Annotated in this window: 15 protein-coding genes; 8 read left to right on the top strand and 7 right to left on the bottom strand. The window is 31.5% G+C overall.

What is annotated here, in order from left to right:
• The first annotated feature begins 53 nt into the window (after positions 1-53).
• A complete protein-coding gene (locus H0I26_RS14325; protein ID WP_218699690.1) occupies positions 54-3,524 on the top strand; it encodes a VIT domain-containing protein in 3,471 nt (1,156 codons plus the stop codon).
• Between the two features lie 65 nt (positions 3,525-3,589).
• Here the strand turns inward: H0I26_RS14325 and H0I26_RS14320 are convergent, their stop codons facing one another.
• The 4 genes from H0I26_RS14320 to H0I26_RS14305 form a co-directional block, all read right to left on the bottom strand.
• Positions 3,590-4,483, bottom strand: a complete 894-nt coding sequence (locus H0I26_RS14320) for a hypothetical protein (protein ID WP_218699689.1) — start codon at positions 4,481-4,483, stop codon at positions 3,590-3,592.
• The gene (locus H0I26_RS14315; protein WP_218699688.1) at positions 4,483-5,310 is read right to left on the bottom strand and encodes a hypothetical protein; all 828 of its coding nucleotides are present in this window, start codon (positions 5,308-5,310) and stop codon (positions 4,483-4,485) included. Before H0I26_RS14315 ends, H0I26_RS14320 begins: the two co-directional genes overlap by 1 nt.
• 17 nt (positions 5,311-5,327) lie before the next feature.
• Complete coding sequence (locus H0I26_RS14310; protein WP_101018833.1) at positions 5,328-7,322, bottom strand: DUF3352 domain-containing protein; 1,995 nt, start codon at positions 7,320-7,322, stop codon at positions 5,328-5,330.
• Positions 7,323-7,457: 135 nt separating this feature from the next.
• On the bottom strand, positions 7,458-9,086 hold the full coding sequence (locus H0I26_RS14305) for an acyl-CoA carboxylase subunit beta (protein ID WP_101018832.1): 1,629 nt from the start codon (positions 9,084-9,086) through the stop codon (positions 7,458-7,460).
• A 168-nt stretch (positions 9,087-9,254) separates the two neighbouring features.
• Here H0I26_RS14305 and H0I26_RS14300 point away from each other — a divergent pair, with 168 nt between their 5' ends.
• The 5 genes from H0I26_RS14300 to ettA all read left to right on the top strand — a co-directional run bounded on the left by H0I26_RS14300 (position 9,255) and on the right by ettA (position 13,013).
• Positions 9,255-9,785: an NADPH-dependent FMN reductase gene (locus H0I26_RS14300; protein WP_101018831.1), complete on the top strand. Its 531-nt coding sequence runs from the start codon at positions 9,255-9,257 to the stop codon at positions 9,783-9,785.
• A 19-nt stretch (positions 9,786-9,804) separates the two neighbouring features.
• Entirely contained in the window at positions 9,805-10,260 is a 456-nt protein-coding gene (locus H0I26_RS14295) for a MarR family winged helix-turn-helix transcriptional regulator (protein WP_218699687.1), read from the top strand.
• Between the two features lie 14 nt (positions 10,261-10,274).
• On the top strand, positions 10,275-10,991 hold the full coding sequence (locus tag H0I26_RS14290) for a pirin family protein (RefSeq protein ID WP_218699686.1): 717 nt from the start codon (positions 10,275-10,277) through the stop codon (positions 10,989-10,991).
• A gap of 96 nt (positions 10,992-11,087) precedes the next feature.
• Positions 11,088-11,270: a CAL67264 family membrane protein gene (locus H0I26_RS14285; RefSeq protein ID WP_101018828.1), complete on the top strand. Its 183-nt coding sequence runs from the start codon at positions 11,088-11,090 to the stop codon at positions 11,268-11,270.
• A 51-nt stretch (positions 11,271-11,321) separates the two neighbouring features.
• On the top strand, positions 11,322-13,013 hold the full coding sequence (ettA, locus tag H0I26_RS14280) for an energy-dependent translational throttle protein EttA (protein WP_136584376.1): 1,692 nt from the start codon (positions 11,322-11,324) through the stop codon (positions 13,011-13,013).
• Between the two features lie 54 nt (positions 13,014-13,067).
• Here the strand turns inward: ettA and H0I26_RS14275 are convergent, their stop codons facing one another.
• Genes H0I26_RS14275 through H0I26_RS14265 form a run of 3 tightly spaced genes read right to left on the bottom strand, consistent with a single transcriptional unit; the run spans position 13,068 to position 14,270 of the window.
• Entirely contained in the window at positions 13,068-13,268 is a 201-nt protein-coding gene (locus H0I26_RS14275) for a hypothetical protein (protein WP_218699685.1), read from the bottom strand.
• 2 nt (positions 13,269-13,270) lie between these two features.
• Positions 13,271-13,450 carry a hypothetical protein gene (locus tag H0I26_RS14270; RefSeq protein WP_218699684.1) on the bottom strand — a complete coding sequence of 60 codons (180 nt, stop codon included), beginning with the start codon at positions 13,448-13,450 and terminating at the stop codon, positions 13,271-13,273.
• A gap of 40 nt (positions 13,451-13,490) precedes the next feature.
• Entirely contained in the window at positions 13,491-14,270 is a 780-nt protein-coding gene (locus tag H0I26_RS14265; protein WP_218699683.1) for an MBL fold metallo-hydrolase, read from the bottom strand.
• A 169-nt stretch (positions 14,271-14,439) separates the two neighbouring features.
• Between H0I26_RS14265 and H0I26_RS14260 the strand changes: the two genes are divergently transcribed.
• Positions 14,440-15,780 carry a microtubule-binding protein gene (locus H0I26_RS14260; RefSeq protein WP_218699682.1) on the top strand — a complete coding sequence of 447 codons (1,341 nt, stop codon included), beginning with the start codon at positions 14,440-14,442 and terminating at the stop codon, positions 15,778-15,780.
• Between the two features lie 224 nt (positions 15,781-16,004).
• On the top strand, positions 16,005-17,060 hold the full coding sequence (locus H0I26_RS14255) for a hypothetical protein (RefSeq protein ID WP_218699681.1): 1,056 nt from the start codon (positions 16,005-16,007) through the stop codon (positions 17,058-17,060).
• Positions 17,061-17,140 lie beyond the last annotated feature (80 nt).

Raw genomic sequence — 17,140 nt, 5'->3', positions numbered from 1 at the left:
TTTTGTAATTGTTACTTTCATTCTAGGTTTGTATTATACTTAAAACAACCATTATGAAACTAATCAAACTTTTTTTTCTTCTTATATCAGTAACTCTTTCTGCTCAGGAAGTACCAAGAATTAAACTTCAAGATTCCACTTTTTTAGCTTTAAAAAAATTAGAAGTTAAAACAGAAGTTGTGGGTAATATAGCCACCACAACCTATACTATGAGGTTTTATAATGGTACAGATCGTGTTTTGGAAGGAGAACTAGCTTTTCCTTTAGGCCAAGGTCAGTCGGTAACCAATTTTGCAATGGATGTTAATGGTAAAATGAGAGATGCCGTAATTGTTGAAAAAGAGTTAGGACGTGTGGCTTACGAATCGACAATACGTCAAACCATTGATCCTGGATTGTTGGAAATGACAAAAGGAAACAATTATAAAGCTAGAGTTTATCCAATACCAGCTAATGGTTATAAAATGCTTAGCATCACTTTTGAACAAGAAATGATTGCTAGTAATGGGAAGCATAGGTATACTATTCCTTTTAATTTTCAGGAGCCTTTAGATTTCTCTTTAGATGTATTGGTTTATAATGTTGCTCAAGATCCTAAAGTTATAAGTGACAATCCTTACAAATTAAAGTTTAAAACTAATGATGGTATTTTAAAAGCATCTGTAAGGGATGTTAAAGCTTTAGTAAATACAGCAGTTGTTTTAGAGTTTCCAGTTGGGAATACGGAAAACGTAACGACCTATGATAATTATTTTAATGTCTATAAATTATTTAAACCGCAGACCAGAATAAAACAAAAACCAAAAACGATTAGTTTATACTGGGATACATCATACTCTATGCAGTTTAGAAAGTTAGAATCAGAAATGAAGCTTTTAGAGGCTTATTTTGATTATTTAGATACCGTTCAAGTTGATTTTATAGCATTTAATAATGCTACGAATAAGACAAAACGATTTAATATTACTAATGGGAATTGGAAACTACTTAAAAAAGAAATTGAGTCATTAGTGTATGACGGTGGTACATCTTATTTAGATTTAAAAAATACCGCTAGCGATGAGATCTTATTTTTTAGTGACGGTATGTTTAATTTAGGTGAATTACAAGATGGGTTTAAAGGAAATATGTATACTATAAACGCTGTTAGTTCTGCTAATCATCAATTTTTGGAATACATTTCAAACCAAAATAATGGACAATATATTAATCTAAATTTTACAGAAACAAAAGAAGCATTACATACTTTGAAAACAGAAACGTTTAAGTTTTTAGGTATAGATAATAATAGAGCAATATCAGAAGTTTATCCCTTAGTAAATACAGCTATTACTAGTGATTTTTCAATATCTGGAAAATTTGATACAAATACGACACTGCAATTAAACTTTGGGTATGGTAATGAAGTCACTGAACATGTTGAAGTAAACTTAGTAAAGTCTAGTTTTAACAGTTTGGTTAAACGTTTGTGGGCAAAAAAGAAATTGCAAGCTTTACATAGTAATAAAGAAGAAAACAAAGCGGAGATTATTTCGCTAGCAAAGAAAAACCATTTGATTTCTGAGTATACGTCGTTAATTATTTTGGATAGAATTGAAGATTATGTACGTTATAAGATCGAGCCACCTGCGGAGTTAAAACCAGAGTTTAAAGAGCGTATGGCTAATAACGCTAATGAAGAAGCAGATAGGTTAGAAGACATAGAAGACAGAAGAAATCAACTTTTTGAAGATTACTTAGATTTAAAAAGTTGGTATGCTACTAGTTATCCGATACTAACTAAAACTAAAAAACCACAGCCTATTATTGATCCGGTAACGCCTCCTGTTGTGCAACCAACGACAACAGTTCCAGAACCAGAAGAGGCGACAATCAACAGATCTCAAACTGAAGAAGCGAATGATATTATCGTCCAAAATCAAATAGATTCTAATAAACGAATAGTGTCTGGTTTAATTTTAGATGACAATGGGTTACCTCTACCAGGAGCAACTTTAATTTTAAAAGGAACGTCTAATGGAGCATCAACAGATTTTGATGGAAAATATGCTATAAACGCAGAAGTAGGAGATATCATAATGGTTGATTATGTGGGGTTTTATGATAAAGAAATAACAGTTGGTGACTCAAATTCTATTAGCACAATATTAGAGCCTAGTGAGGATTTGGACGAAGTCGTTATTACGGGATATGTAACACAAAGAAAAGAAACGCTTTCCTATTCTGTTCAAACAGTACAATCAGAATCCATTGAGTCAAAATCAGTGTCTGATGCTGTTCGAACATTAAGTGGTAGCGTTTCAGGAGTAGCAATTACTAATGCCTCTGGAGAAGTAGGAGCTAGTCCAACAATCACAATTAGAGGGGCAAGTACAGTGACTAATAATGCGACACCGTTGTATGTTATTGATGGGGTTGTAGTCTCTGATGATGCGTTTAAAGCTGTAGCAACGGATACAATTGATAGTTTGACTGTTTTAAAAGCGGCGTCTGCAACGTCGTTATATGGAAGTAGAGGAGCGAATGGTGTTCTGGTAATAACAACTAAAGAAGGTCTAAAAAATAATGCTGAAGAAATTAACGCATTAAACGATAAAATAAAGGACGACATAAACTTTAAACCTTGGTCTTCTGATAGTAATTATATTAAAATATTGCAAGCACAAACAACGCCAAAAGCAGCTTATGATAAGTATTTAGAATTAAGAATAAAATATCGTAATACGCCTTCTTTTTTTATAGATGTAGCGGACTATTTTGATGCTATTCAAGAAAAAGAGTTAGCAATTACAGTCGTGTCTAATTTAACTGAAATAGATTTAGACAATCACGAAGTTATGCGGGCATTGGCTTATAAATTAGAGTATTTTCAACAATACGATTTAGCACTTCATGTGTATAAAGAAATCTTAAAACTAAGACCAGAAGAACCGCAATCAACGAGGGATTTAGCATTAGCTTATGAAAGCGTAGGTAATTACCAAAAGGCATTTGATTTGTTGTATACGATAATAGATGGGCAGTTAGTCGAGAAGGATTTAAACAAACGGTTTTATGGAATAGAACACTTAGCATTTATTGAAGCGAGTCATTTATTACAAACACACAAAAAAGAAATCAAATTAAATGACACTCAAAAACAGCTTTTACAACCAATAAAATTAGATTTACGTGTGGTAGCAGATTGGAATCACAATGATACTGATTTAGATTTATGGGTAGAAACACCTAAAAACAAATCTATAAGTTATAAAAATAACCGTTCCGATTATGGTGACCGTTTATCAGAAGATATGACGGATGGATATGGTCCAGAAGAGTTTATGATTAAAAAAGGATTGAAAGGAGACTATGAGATTGAGTTAGATTATTTTGCAGATGCCGTACAGAAAATATCAGGTCCAACAATATTGAAAATCACCATATTTAAAAATTATGGAAGTAAAAATGAAACGAAAGAAGTCAGAATATATAGATTAGATAGTAAAAAGGATGTGCTAGAAATCGGGTCAATATCATTTTAAATAATAGATTCTAAGTACTATTTAAATAACAAAAGGAACGCTTTAAGCGTTCCTTTTGTTATTTATTATTCGAATGTATGGAAAAAAGTCATCTTATTATTAGGGTTTTTTTGTAGTAGTTTTTTTGCATCTTTATGTTGTTCGATGAATGTACTTAAATCTGTGCCTTTACATATTCCGTAATCATAATGGTATTTTATAATTTCGATATCAAATTTTGTTAAATTTACAGGGTCTTGGTGACATCCAGAAAAGAAATTTTCGCAATCTAACTGATTATCAAATGTAAAATATCCTAAAGTTTGTACAAATAATGTTTTCATTTTATGTAGCCTTAAAGTTTCATTAAATAATTTATCATCTCTTATTCTAATAGCTCCTTTGTAAATTTGACTTCCCGTATTTTTCCAATGAATATAAGAGTCTGAATATGTATTGTTCGACATTCTACTTTCGTACTCATAATTACTAGAATAATAAATAATGTAATTAGAATCTTCTACTTTTTTCACAACGTATAATTGTAAAGAATCTACTTGATTGACAATGTTTTTGGCAAAATGTAAAAAACTTTTTTTTGTTTTATTTGGAATGTTTTTGCCGAAGAATAATTTAATGGGCTTTTTCCAGTACTTTGATGTTGTAGAGTCATTATAAATATTGTTTTTATGAAAAAAACTAATTTTAGTATATTTAGCTAAAAAACTATCATCTTTATAAGTATATGGGACACTAGTTCCTTTCTTATTGAATGCAATGTTTTCTTTCATTAAAATTAAAAGAATGCCATCTTTTTCGATTAAATTTAAAGAGTCTTGTTTAGAAAGTGGTTCTTTATTTCGTTTTTGATATTCTTTTAAAGGAATATAGCTTTTAGTAATTGTATGTGTTACTTTTTTTTGAGCATAGCTACAATTGATACAGGCAATAAAAAAAAGTATTTTAAAAATTATTTTCATTAATTTTTTATTTTTAGTTTTCGAATTTCTTTGAATATTTTAAAGTCAACTTTAAAATCATAAATATGAAAATAATGCATTTTAAGTAATAATATGTCGTCTTTATTTAGTCTATTAATTTGGGTAGTTTTAATATTTAAAACAGAACCATTAGGAGCTCCATATGTCAATACATTAAAATTACCTAAAGAGATGAAAAATGCTTTTTTCAACTTTGTCATCATATTATCATCCTGAAATATCGAAGGACTTAAGGTTAGTAAACAAGCATAGGTATTTTGATTGTTATCATTAAAATTTATTCTTGATATTTTTTCAAAAATTAAATTTTTTCTTTCTGCTTCAGTAAATTTATTTAGTACTTTTTTTGATATACCGTTAAAATTTTTGTTAGCTATCTTAATATAATAGTTACTATCATCAAGAGAATTAACAAATGAAATTGATAAATTCTTTATTGTTGGAATATCATTTATATAACCGATAAATTCCTCTCTTAAACTCTTTTCTATATTTGGATCAATATAGATTTTAATAGGTTTTGAAAACTGTTGAATCGAACTGTTTTTACTAGAAAAAATGGCGTTTATATAATTACTAGTTAAGGATTCGTTTAATAAATAGTCAAATTGATTTATAAAACTTAGTTTATTTGGGGGAGTTTTTAAATAGGTAGTGTCTTTTTTAGTATTCCTATCATTTTCTTTAATTACTTCTAAAGTTACTTTTTCTCTCAGGTTTAAAGAGCTATTGATGGTTTGAGCAAAACAAAAATTTGTAATCGGAATTAATAGCAGTAATAGACGAATTCTGTTAGTTGGTTTCATGTTTTAAAAATAAGAATTTAAAATCGTTTTTTATAAACTAGCTCCTCATTTAAATCATAGATTCGCCATGTACTAATTTGTTTATCTTTCCGATATTTACCGGAAATTTTTAAAACACCGTTAGAGTAATACGATTTGTAATGACCATGTTTTAAACCATCTTTTAATTCTACCGAAAATCTAACGTTTCCATTGGCATATTTCTTGGTGAATTCTCCAGCAGTTAAATCTGTTGGATAGATTTCAGGAATATTAAAAATGGTCTCCTTATTAATAGAGTCTTCACTAATAATGGTAGGATTAGTTTCAGGTGTATTAGGTATTGCAGTATCTGTAAATGTATAGTTTAATTTAACGTCTTCTGGCGATTGGTAGTCTATCACAATCTTGCTTTCAAAATAATTTCGTTCTGGAGTTAACTGAATACCAATTAAAGGAAAACATATAAAATAATCTTTATTAGCTTTTAACTGTTGTTTGGTGGTGTTATCTACAAAGTCGTAAGCATTATTATATAAACTAGGGGTGTTGATGTAAGCAAAGATACTAGAACGTTTATCAAACTCGTCATCAAAGTCTTTAAAGGCTTCAAAGTCATTTAAAGTTTGTTTATTAGTGTAGGTATTGATAATGCTTTTTAAAGTGTTAGGTTCGTTACTAAACACAACATAATCGTCAATAATAGTATAATATGGTTTTTCAATATCAGAGAATAAGTTACCTAGTAATATCTTAAAAAAGCCTTTGATGGACATAAAGTTAATAGGATACCCTTTGTAATTAACCTCTTTGAATTTTACAGGTGTACGTTTTCTAATTTGCTCTAAAATAAAATCTAGATTTTCTTTGGCGTCATCAATATCGTTAGCTTTAATAACTAACGCTATATCTTTTGTTGATTCTGATACATTAGAGTGGAGTTGGAGCAATGCAATTTCATCATCAATCCAACTAATAAAATGTTTCTTGATGTTAATCTTCAAGAAATTCTCGACTTGTTCCGTACCATCTAAATAACTTTTAAATTGTTTAGGGTTTTCTTTTTGGATAGTTTCGAAATTGTCGTAAAAGGCTTCAAAACTACTAAAACCAAAACTTAAATATAAAGCCGTTTCTTTAGGAGCAATACTACTGATGGTCCGTTCTCCTTTTCCTGATTTTTGAAGTGCTTTAAGATAAGAAGATGCTTGGTCGTTAGTATTGGTAATTCCGTTAGCGACAATAGTATTATCATCTAAATCAAAGCTAAAACCGCTAAACTCTAAACTTTTACTTAGTGTTTCAGTGGTATAACCAGGTTTATTAGAAAAGACTTTAACAAATTCATCTAAATAGTCATATTGAAAGTACACTCTAAACATATCGTGATACCCCACTTGTTTTTTGACTTCAATAAAATTTAAATTCCGACCGATTACGGGTTCTGAATATTGATCAATAGAGGCTTCTAATAGCGTATGCGTGTAGGACGCAATCATTTGATTTTCTATAAAGCTTAAGTATAGGGTCTCTCTGTTTTTTGTATCGTAAATTTCGGTAATTTCTTGTTCGTGATATTTACGTTTACTAACAGTATAATTACTATTGATTAAGGTGTTTAAATTATTTTTAAGTAAATTAAGTTTAGATATTTTTTGCAAGTCTACAACATATAAAAACCCATATTTTTTAGGCGCATAAACATGCGCCGAAATGACGATGTCTCTGTTTCCTATTCGGTTAAATGTCCCTTGTTTTTGCTTAAATATAGTGTCTAACTTATTTAAGTTTTTAGCCATTGTATTAAAATAGGCATTAGTATTTAAATGTTTCCAAATATCACTTTTGCTAATCGCATCCCAATTGCTAATGGGTTTTTTAGTTTCAATAATATAAACAGCATCTTTTGGTACTAGGTAAATGGATTGTATATTATCATTATTATCAAAATAAAAGACATAAACCTGATATAATCCATAACTAATAAATAATGTTAGAAGTATAGAAAGTAATCCTCTTTTTTTTAGTGCCATATAATGTATATCTATAAAAGTGTAATTTTGTTAAAATGTGTGTAGCATTGCAATTACTGGATCAGTTATGCCATCACAAGAATCAATTAAAATATTATAATTTGATTGAAGCTTGTCGTAATGAAAAATACTATTTTAAACTTGTAAAACGCCCATGTTAAATGGCTTCTCAATAGGTGCGTGGTTAGCAGCCTCAATACCCATACTAATCCAAGTTCTAGTATCTAAAGGATCAATAACGCCATCCGTCCAGATGCGGGCTGCTGCATAATAAGGAGATACCTGATCGTCGTAACGTGATTTGATTTTATTAAATAATTCCTCTTCTTTTTCTTTAGTAATTGTTTCGCCTTTCTTTTTAAGAGAAGCTGTTTCAATTTGTAATAAGACTTTAGCAGCACTATTACCGCTCATAACAGCAAGTTCTGCACTTGGCCATGCAGCAATTAATCTTGGGTCATAAGCTTTACCGCACATGGCGTAATTTCCAGCACCATAACTATTACCTAAGATAATAGTAAACTTTGGTACAACACTATTACTAACGGCGTTTACCATTTTAGCACCATCTTTAATAATTCCAGAATGCTCACTTTTACTTCCTACCATAAATCCTGTAACATCTTGTAAAAAGACTAACGGAATTTTTTTCTGATTACAATTTGCTATAAAGCGTGTCGATTTGTCTGCACTATCATTATAGATAACACCACCAAATTGCATTTCGCCTTTTGCATTTTTAACTAGCTTACGTTGGTTTGCAATTATACCTACAGCCCAACCATCAATTCTTGCATAAGCAGTAATAATCGTTTTTCCGTAATCTTCTTTATATTCATCAAACTCAGAGTCATCAACGAGACGTTTTATAATCTCTTTCATGTCGTATTGATCGGCTCTAGATTTAGGTAAAATACCGTAAATATCTTCAGGATTCTCTTTTGGTTTCTTAGATTCATTTCGGCTAAAGCCGGCTTTATCGTAATCTCCAATTTTATCAATCAAACGCTTAATTTTGTCTAAAGCGTCTTTGTCATCTTTAGCTTTGTAATCTGTTACACCACTAAGTTCGCAGTGTGTTGTTGCACCACCAAGTGTTTCATTATCTATAGTTTCTCCTATGGCAGCTTTGACTAAATAACTACCGGCAAGAAAAATACTAGCGGTTTTATCCACTATAATAGCCTCGTCACTCATAATAGGCAAGTAAGCACCTCCGGCAACGCAACTCCCCATTATTGCAGAAATTTGAGTAATTCCCATACTACTCATAACAGCGTTATTTCTAAAAATGCGCCCAAAATGTTCTTTATCAGGAAAGATTTCGTCTTGCATTGGTAAATACACACCAGCAGAGTCTACAAGGTATATAATTGGTAATTTATTTTCTATAGCAATTTCTTGAGCTCGTAAGTTTTTCTTTCCAGTAATAGGAAACCAAGCACCTGCTTTAACAGTAGCATCGTTTGCTACAACAATACATTGCTTCCCTTTTATGTATCCCATTTTAACAACGACACCACCAGAAGGGCAACCGCCATGTTCGGCATACATCTTATCTCCAGCAAAAGCTCCAATCTCTATACTTTTCTTTTTACTATCTAGTAGATAATTTACACGCTCTCTAGCAGTCATCTTACCTTTGGCGTGTTGTTTTTCTATTCGGTTTTCTCCACCACCTAATTTAACTTTTGTTAATTTAGATTTTAGGTCAGATAGTAGTAGTTTGTTATGATCTTCGTTTTTGTTGAAGTTAATGTCCATTAGAATTTTTTTATTTGTTGTAAAAATACAAAAGATAATAGTGTAATGAAACTACTATTTTAAATGTATTGGCTAATTTTTGTTTCAATCTCAATATAAAACATGGAATTAGTTTCCGTGTAATATATATGATTGTTTTTTGTATCTTTGTGAAAAATAAACAATACAATGAAAAATATAATAGCCTTTGGAGGTAGTAATAGTTCTACTTCAATAAATAAACAATTAGCGACTTACGCTTCGACATTATTAGAGAATGTATCGGTTGAAGTTTTAGATTTAAATGATTTTGAAGTGCCTGTTTATGGAGTCGATTTAGAAGCGGCATCAGGTTTTCCGGATAAAGCAAAGCAGTTTTTTGATAAGATTACCGATTCTGACGGAATTATAGTGTCATTAGCAGAACACAATGGTGCCTATACAGCTGCATTTAAAAACCTGTTGGATTGGTTGTCTAGAATTGAGGTTAAAGTATTTCAAGACAAACCCATGTTATTAATGAGTACGTCCCCAGGACCAAGAGCAGGACAATCTGTATTTGATATGGCAGCAGAGAGGTTTCCTAGACATAATGCTAATATCGTCGCTACTTTTAATTTACCATCATTTAATGATAACTTAAAAGACGGGACTATGGTTAATGCTGAATTAAATAAAGGTTTAATCAAAGCGGTTAGTACATTTTCTGAAAATTTATAATAGTTAAACAGGAAAGATAATGGCTGGTTTTGCAGAAGAAATTAAATCAAAGTTTGAAAGTAACAAAGTAAAAGCGATGCTTAATATTTTGTTTACAGCAAATCATATTACAAGTTTTCAAAACGACTTTTTTAAGCCTTTTGGATTGTCACCACAACAGTATAATATTTTAAGAATATTAAGAGGTGCAAAAGAACCTATAAAAGTGCAAACCATAAAGGAGCGTATGGTAGAGCGTGCACCTAATTTGACACGTCTAACCGATAAGTTGTGTGATAAACAATTAATTAAACGTATTCCTTTTCCTGGAGACAGGCGAGTAGTGTTAATAGAGATTACTACAGCGGGTTTAAATCTTTTAGAACAGATTAAACCTAATAATCCACTACATCATTTGTTAGATAATTTATCAGAGGACGAGGCAGGACAATTAAGTGATTTATTAGATAAGTTGAGGACTACTATAAAAAAATAAAACGAAGTTATATAATGAATATAGTTATACATAAAGCAGAAGATCGTGGTTTTGCAAATCATGGTTGGTTGCAAGCAAATCATAGTTTTAGTTTTGCTCAATTTTTTGATTCAGAAAAAATACAATTTGGAGCTTTACGTGTTTTAAATGATGATGTTATTGCACCAAGCATGGGTTTTAGTACTCACGCTCATGATAATATGGAAATCATTACAATTCCTTTAAAAGGCTCACTGAAGCATAAAGACTCTATGGGAAATCGTTGGGAAACTATAGAAGTAGGAGAAGTGCAAATTATGAGTGCCGGAAGTGGCTTAAAACATTCTGAAATGAATGCAAAAACAGACGAGTACTTAAGTTTGTTTCAAATTTGGATTATTCCTAATAAGCAAAATGTAGTACCACGTTATGATCAGCAATTTTTTAAAGCGGAAGATAGAGCGGGTAAGCTACAAACGTTAGTGACTTCAATGGGAGGAATAGAGGATGGCTTGAAAATACATCAAGATGCTAAGTTGTCTCGAATTGATTTAAAAACGGACGAGTCTTTTACTTATAAGACTAAAAGTGAAGGTCATGGAACCTATGTTATGATTATCTCTGGAGCGGTGTCTATTGAGAATAATACATTACAAAGTAGAGATGCAATAGGTGTCACTAGTACTGATAGTTTTTCAATTAATACTACAACGGATACGCAACTACTTTTTATTGAAGTGCCAATGTCATAGATAGTCTTTAAATAATATCAAAAAAGCATCCTAAATAGGATGCTTTTTGTGTTAAAATAAACGATATTTGTAATTCACATTTTACTAAATTAGATTATGGCAATGAACAAAAATACTGTGTTAGCTTGGGCTACCACAATTATGATAATAGTAGGATTAGCATTAATTGCATTAGGAGCTTTTAGATATGACGATGTAGCCGGTTGGGGTTTTGCATCTGTAGGCGTTGGTTTTTTTGCTGTTGCATGGGTATTTAATGCGCTTAAAGGTCGTGTTTAATTAAGTCAAATAGGCTTAAGAACAAATAACAAAAATCAAATTAACAATAATATGTCTGACGATAAAAAAGTAATTTTCTCAATGTCTGGTCTTACCAAGACATTTCAAAGTGCTCAAACACCAGTATTAAAAAATATATACTTAAGCTTCTTTTATGGGGCTAAAATTGGAATCTTAGGTCTTAACGGATCTGGGAAATCTACATTGCTTAAAATAATAGCAGGGGTTGATAAAAACTATCAAGGTGATGTTGTGTTTTCTCCAGGATATTCTGTAGGATATTTAGAACAAGAACCAGAATTGGATAATGATAAAACAGTTATGGAGATTGTACGTGAAGGTGCAGCAGAAACCGTAGCTATTTTAGATGAATATAATAAAATTAATGACCAGTTTGGACTAGAAGAAGTATATTCTGATGCAGACAAGATGGAAAAGTTAATGAACCGTCAAGCAGAGCTTCAAGATCAGATTGATGCTTCTAATGCTTGGGAGTTAGATACCAAATTAGAAATTGCTATGGATGCGTTACGTACTCCAGATGGTGATAAAAAGATTGGTGTATTATCTGGAGGGGAAAGAAGACGTGTAGCTTTATGTCGTTTATTATTACAAGAGCCAGATGTCTTATTACTGGATGAGCCAACCAATCACTTGGATGCCGAGTCTGTACATTGGTTAGAACACCATTTAGCGCAATACAAAGGAACTGTAATCGCAGTAACACACGATAGATACTTTTTAGATAACGTAGCAGGTTGGATTTTAGAACTAGATAGAGGAGAAGGTATTCCATGGAAAGGAAACTATTCGTCTTGGTTAGATCAAAAGTCTAAACGTATGGCTCAAGAAAGCAAAACAGCGTCTAAGCGTCAAAAGACATTAGAACGTGAGTTGGAGTGGGTTAAGCAAGGGGCTAAAGGACGTCAGACAAAGCAGAAAGCACGTTTGAAAAACTATGATAAATTAATGAGTCAAGACCAGAAACAACTGGACGAAAAACTTGAAATTTACATCCCGAATGGACCGCGTTTGGGATCCAATGTTATTGATGCTGTTGGTGTAAGTAAAGCATTTGATGATAAGTTATTATACGAGGATTTAAACTTTAGTTTACCACAGGCAGGAATAGTTGGTATTATTGGTCCAAACGGAGCAGGTAAGACTACTATTTTCAGAATGATTATGGGAGAAGAAACGCCTGATAAAGGTGAGTTTAAAACGGGGGAAACGGCAAAGGTGTCTTATGTTGATCAAGCGCACTCAAATATAGATCCTGAAAAAACAATTTGGCAAAACTTTAGTGATGAGCAAGAATTGGTGATGATGGGAGGAAAGGAAGTTAATTCTAGAGCCTATTTAAGTCGTTTTAATTTCTCAGGAGGAGAGCAAAACAAAAAAGTAAAATTATTGTCTGGAGGAGAGCGTAACCGTTTACACTTAGCAATGACACTTAAGGAAGAAGGTAACGTCTTGCTTTTAGATGAGCCTACCAATGATTTAGATGTTAATACATTGCGTGCATTAGAGGAAGGTTTAGAGAACTTTGCAGGATGTGCAGTTGTGATTTCTCACGACAGATGGTTTTTAGATAGAGTATGTACTCATATCTTAGCATTTGAAGGAGACTCTCAAGTGTATTTCTTTGAAGGTGGATTTAGTGAATATGAAGAAAATAAGAAGAACCGTTTAGGTGGAGATTTAATGCCAAAACGTATTAAGTATAAAAAATTAGTGAGATAAGTCGTTTTGCTAATGGATAATAATAAAAAAGCCTGCATTTGCAGGCTTTTTTATTTAGTATAAATGAGTGTTATTTATTTTGTAATCTGACAAGTCTAGTTTTTCTAGAGTCTTAAAATTTTTATCAAAAGCATCAATTTCTTTACGCCACTGTTTTTCTGGAGATATAGTATACAGCCCTTTTTTACTTATAATCGTAATTATTAAAATAACAAGATTAAATATCAAAATACCAATGATTAAGTAGCTATCCATTGCTATACATTTTTAAGGTCTTTAATTATTTTTTCAAGTCGTTTTACTTTTATTAAGCTAATGGTTAATAAAGTCAATATCGTAATTAAGGCAATAGATAAAATTGTAATCAATTTTTGATGTGATACCTCAGTAATTGCTTCTGTTAAATTTTGCAATACAAATAAAAAATTGGAAGTCATATATTATTAATTTTGGACTTAAGATATTCAAATATAATGATTAATTATCTGAATACCAGTCTAATTGCACTACTTTTATGTCGGGATTAGCGTTATTAACTAAAGTTTTAAACTTAGCAACATCGCTTAAACCTTCTGTACCTCTATAGTGATAAGGATAGACTTGTTTAGGTTTAAAATCTAAAACAGCACTAGCAGCACTATCTACAGTCATTGTATATGGTAAATTCATACATACAAAAGCTTTGTCTATATTTTTAAGTTCTCTCATTTCAGGAATGTCTTCCGTATCTCCCGAGATATAAATACGTTGTCCTCCAATAGTTAAAACATAACCATTACCACGACCTTTAGCGTGAAATTTTAGAGCGTCTTCACGTAAATTGTACATTGGTATAGCCTCTATAATAGTGTTGTTGACTATAGAAGTCTCACTATTAGCTATAACATTAAAGTTTGGCTTAAAATCTTCAGGAAACTTATCTACTACTGCTTGTGGAGCCACTATTAAAGCATTTTTTAAATCTAAAGCTTTTAAAGTGTCAAAATTTAAATGGTCACCATGTATATCTGTAATTAAAACTATAGTCGGTTCTTTTTGCCCCTCAAAAGCTTCTTTTCCTCCAGTAGGATCTACATAAATAGTCTCTTTAGCATAATTTAAAACCATCGTAGCATGTGAAATAGGGATAATTTCCACTGTGCTTACTGTTGTTGAGGTTGTTTTTTTGTCAACTTTAATAGTGTCCGTTTTTGTTTCATTTTTACAACTATTTAAAACTAAAGTCATTGTAAATAAGGCTACTGCTATTTTTTTCATTTTTTAAATTTTGTTTTAAAGATACTTACTTTTTTTTTCTTTAAAATATACTGTAACATTTTAATAACAATTAATACTTATAATATGAGCAGTAAATATTTTCACAACTAATATTTTTTAACGAAATTGCTTACGTTAAATTTATCCAACCTTAAAAACAAAAATATATATGTCTGATGATTTTGATTTATTAGAAACAAACTCTAATGAAAAAACCGAAAAAGTAGATGTCAATTGGGGAAAAGCAATTGATACCATGAAATCTAAACTAGCACAAGAAGATGATCCAGAAAGTCGTCAAAAAATCTTGAATGCCACATTGGATGATGTTGTTGGAATGGCAGAAAAAGACCGTACGACACTTTTAGATGCTATTAAGGATTTAACAGATTACCAGGATGAGGTTGGTATTTTATTTGAGCGTTTTTCTTCATTAAACGACAAAGAACAAAAAGTAATTGACGATGCTCAAAAAGCATTAGAGCGTGCAAAAATAGAATTAGAAGATGCACAAAACAAACCAGACACTTGGTGGAATAATCTTTGGGGACGTAAAAGCAAAATCAAATCTGCTGAGAAAGCGTTAGAGGCTTCAGAAAAAGTACGTGCTGGAGCAGACAACAAAGCAAAAGCGATGTTTCAAGAGCGTATTGAGAGTGCAGACATCCAAACCTTATTAAGTGAGCTGTCTTATAAGTCTCAAGCGGCAGTAACACGTCTTAAAAATCGTGAAGTAGAAATTAAAGAAGTAGAAGATAAGTTGCAAGTTGCAATTGTAGAAGCTTCTAAAAACCATACGAAGGCCTTAGAGAAAAAGGCAGAAACGGAAGCTAAGTTAGAAACACAGTACGCGCTACTAAAACAAGCACGTCAAGCCTTAGAAGAAGTAGGAGATAAGCAATCTACAGAATATTCTGAAGCCTTATCTAAAGTGACCAAGTTAGAACAAGAAGTAGAAGAGTTAGAAGGACTTAAAAATGCCTACACAACTCTTGCTGCCTCTAAGGATAGTTTTGTTCACAAACATAATTTAACGATTAAAGTATTAACGTCATTACGTAGTAACTTACAAACGCATCGTGCTAAATTAAAGTCGGATACGGAAGAACGTTTAAAATATTATGATGGTTATGTAGTCGCTTTAAAAGCACGTACAGATCAAGAATTTGCTGCTATTTTAGAGCATTTAGGAGTTAAAACAGATGAGCATATTGGAGAGACATTAGCATCAATGCACACAGCAAGTGCTAAAGCACGTCAAGAAATGATGGATAATATTCCAGTACACGAAAAGGTTATGCAAGGGGTATACCGTAGTTATGCAGAGGCTTTACATGAGATTAGAGCAAAAGATGTAGATATTCAAAAGAATTTTGCAGATCGTTATGGTATTGATATGAAAGAGATTTTTGAAGAGTATTACAACTCAGATAATACAACACCTTCAGGAGATGATGCACCAGCAGGAGCACCAAAACCAGAAGCATCAAACGACGATTTATTGTCTTAAAATTAATAGAGCGTTACCTACTTTAGCTTTTAAAGGCTAAAGTAGGTCAGGCTTTACGTTATATCTTTTGTAAAAAAACAAAAGGATGCCACTTCAATCCTTAACGCGCTTACTCATGTGTATAAGTGCGTATTAACAAGCTATCATGATTTAATAAAGTAAAAACAGTTAAGATTATAAATTTTGATCTAGTAAAGACTGTTTTTTACAACTGAAAATTTAAAATGAGTATAAACCACATTGTAACACCATTAGATTCCGCTTTTTTAGATAGCAAAGAGCAATATGTATTTTATCATAAAAAAGTAGATTTCGCATTAAAAGAATTAATTGTAGGCGTGCAACAAAACGGATTATGTACACCACAAGAAATTATATTCTTTAAACAATATTGTGACTTATTATTATATTCAATCGAAGCCATGCGTGTCAAATACATGTATGACGAAGAAGATAACATGAAGATTGATGTTACAGATTCGGGATTCCCTAATTATTTAGAATTTAGATACCTGTATAACGACTTATCATTACGTGATAATTATCTAAACAAGTTAAAAGACGTCTCTGTAATTCAAGACGAATTTTTAGACCAATTACTACGTAAAAAAGAACCCGTAAGACGTGATAAATTATTTCAAGCAGCCTCAATAGTCTATTATACATCTGTAGAGCAGCAATATATATTTAACCGTTTTGTACAGGGTAAAATAATAAAAGCCCCAGAAAATAGTGAAGCCAAATTCATGACCAGTTGGAGTTTTTATGATGTCTCATTAAACAGACCATTTGTGTGTTTTATGTACTTTGATTATGATGGAAATGATCCTCATAAAGAAAAGGAAGAGATTTACGAGGCGTTAAAAACAGTAGCAGATCGTAAAATGAATATGGATACCATGGCATATGGAATTGATAGACGTTTAAAAAATGTATTTCCAAAATACATAAAGCGATTAGATATTGGCGCCTTTCATAATGTATTTGCAAAAGATGATAATGATTTAACACATACTATTTTAGAAGCAATAAGTAAAAAAGAAGTGCCTTTAGAAGCTTATGCATTGTCTTTTAAAATTCACGAAGTATTTACAGGAGGTGATTTTAAAGAAGGTGGTTATTTTAGTAAACAAACCCTTCAAAATTGGAGCACACCTGTTAAACAAGGCTATGTATTTGCACCACATCGGATTATTCAATTATTATACAACAAAAATCCAGAAATTATGAATAAGTTGGCAAAGCCACCTTTTCAAATAGCGGATTTAAAAATGAAATAAAACCTGCAGTTAACGGCATTAAGACTTGATTCTATTTTTTAAAAAACAATGTTTTAAACGGTATTATAAAATCGAAAAAA

This window comes from Olleya sp. HaHaR_3_96 (assembly GCF_019278545.1).
GTDB lineage: Bacteria > Bacteroidota > Bacteroidia > Flavobacteriales > Flavobacteriaceae > Olleya.
This window is presented reverse-complemented; position numbering and strand designations above follow the sequence as displayed.

What these genes read in the sequence shown, in the direction of transcription:
- H0I26_RS14260 (WP_218699682.1), top strand. Translation starts at nt 14,440, where the DNA reads ATGTCTGATGATTTTGATTTATTAGAAACAAACTCTAATGAAAAAACC.
- H0I26_RS14285 (WP_101018828.1), top strand. Translation starts at nt 11,088, where the DNA reads ATGGCAATGAACAAAAATACTGTGTTAGCTTGGGCTACCACAATTATG.
- H0I26_RS14300 (WP_101018831.1), top strand. Translation starts at nt 9,255, where the DNA reads ATGAAAAATATAATAGCCTTTGGAGGTAGTAATAGTTCTACTTCAATA.
- H0I26_RS14270 (WP_218699684.1), bottom strand. Translation starts at nt 13,450, where the DNA reads ATGACTTCCAATTTTTTATTTGTATTGCAAAATTTAACAGAAGCAATT.
- H0I26_RS14290 (WP_218699686.1), top strand. Translation starts at nt 10,275, where the DNA reads ATGAATATAGTTATACATAAAGCAGAAGATCGTGGTTTTGCAAATCAT.
- H0I26_RS14315 (WP_218699688.1), bottom strand. Translation starts at nt 5,310, where the DNA reads ATGAAACCAACTAACAGAATTCGTCTATTACTGCTATTAATTCCGATT.
- H0I26_RS14265 (WP_218699683.1), bottom strand. Translation starts at nt 14,270, where the DNA reads ATGAAAAAAATAGCAGTAGCCTTATTTACAATGACTTTAGTTTTAAAT.
- H0I26_RS14310 (WP_101018833.1), bottom strand. Translation starts at nt 7,322, where the DNA reads ATGGCACTAAAAAAAAGAGGATTACTTTCTATACTTCTAACATTATTT.
- ettA (WP_136584376.1), top strand. Translation starts at nt 11,322, where the DNA reads ATGTCTGACGATAAAAAAGTAATTTTCTCAATGTCTGGTCTTACCAAG.
- H0I26_RS14255 (WP_218699681.1), top strand. Translation starts at nt 16,005, where the DNA reads ATGAGTATAAACCACATTGTAACACCATTAGATTCCGCTTTTTTAGAT.
- H0I26_RS14305 (WP_101018832.1), bottom strand. Translation starts at nt 9,086, where the DNA reads ATGGACATTAACTTCAACAAAAACGAAGATCATAACAAACTACTACTA.
- H0I26_RS14295 (WP_218699687.1), top strand. Translation starts at nt 9,805, where the DNA reads ATGGCTGGTTTTGCAGAAGAAATTAAATCAAAGTTTGAAAGTAACAAA.
- H0I26_RS14320 (WP_218699689.1), bottom strand. Translation starts at nt 4,483, where the DNA reads ATGAAAATAATTTTTAAAATACTTTTTTTTATTGCCTGTATCAATTGT.
- H0I26_RS14325 (WP_218699690.1), top strand. Translation starts at nt 54, where the DNA reads ATGAAACTAATCAAACTTTTTTTTCTTCTTATATCAGTAACTCTTTCT.
- H0I26_RS14275 (WP_218699685.1), bottom strand. Translation starts at nt 13,268, where the DNA reads ATGGATAGCTACTTAATCATTGGTATTTTGATATTTAATCTTGTTATT.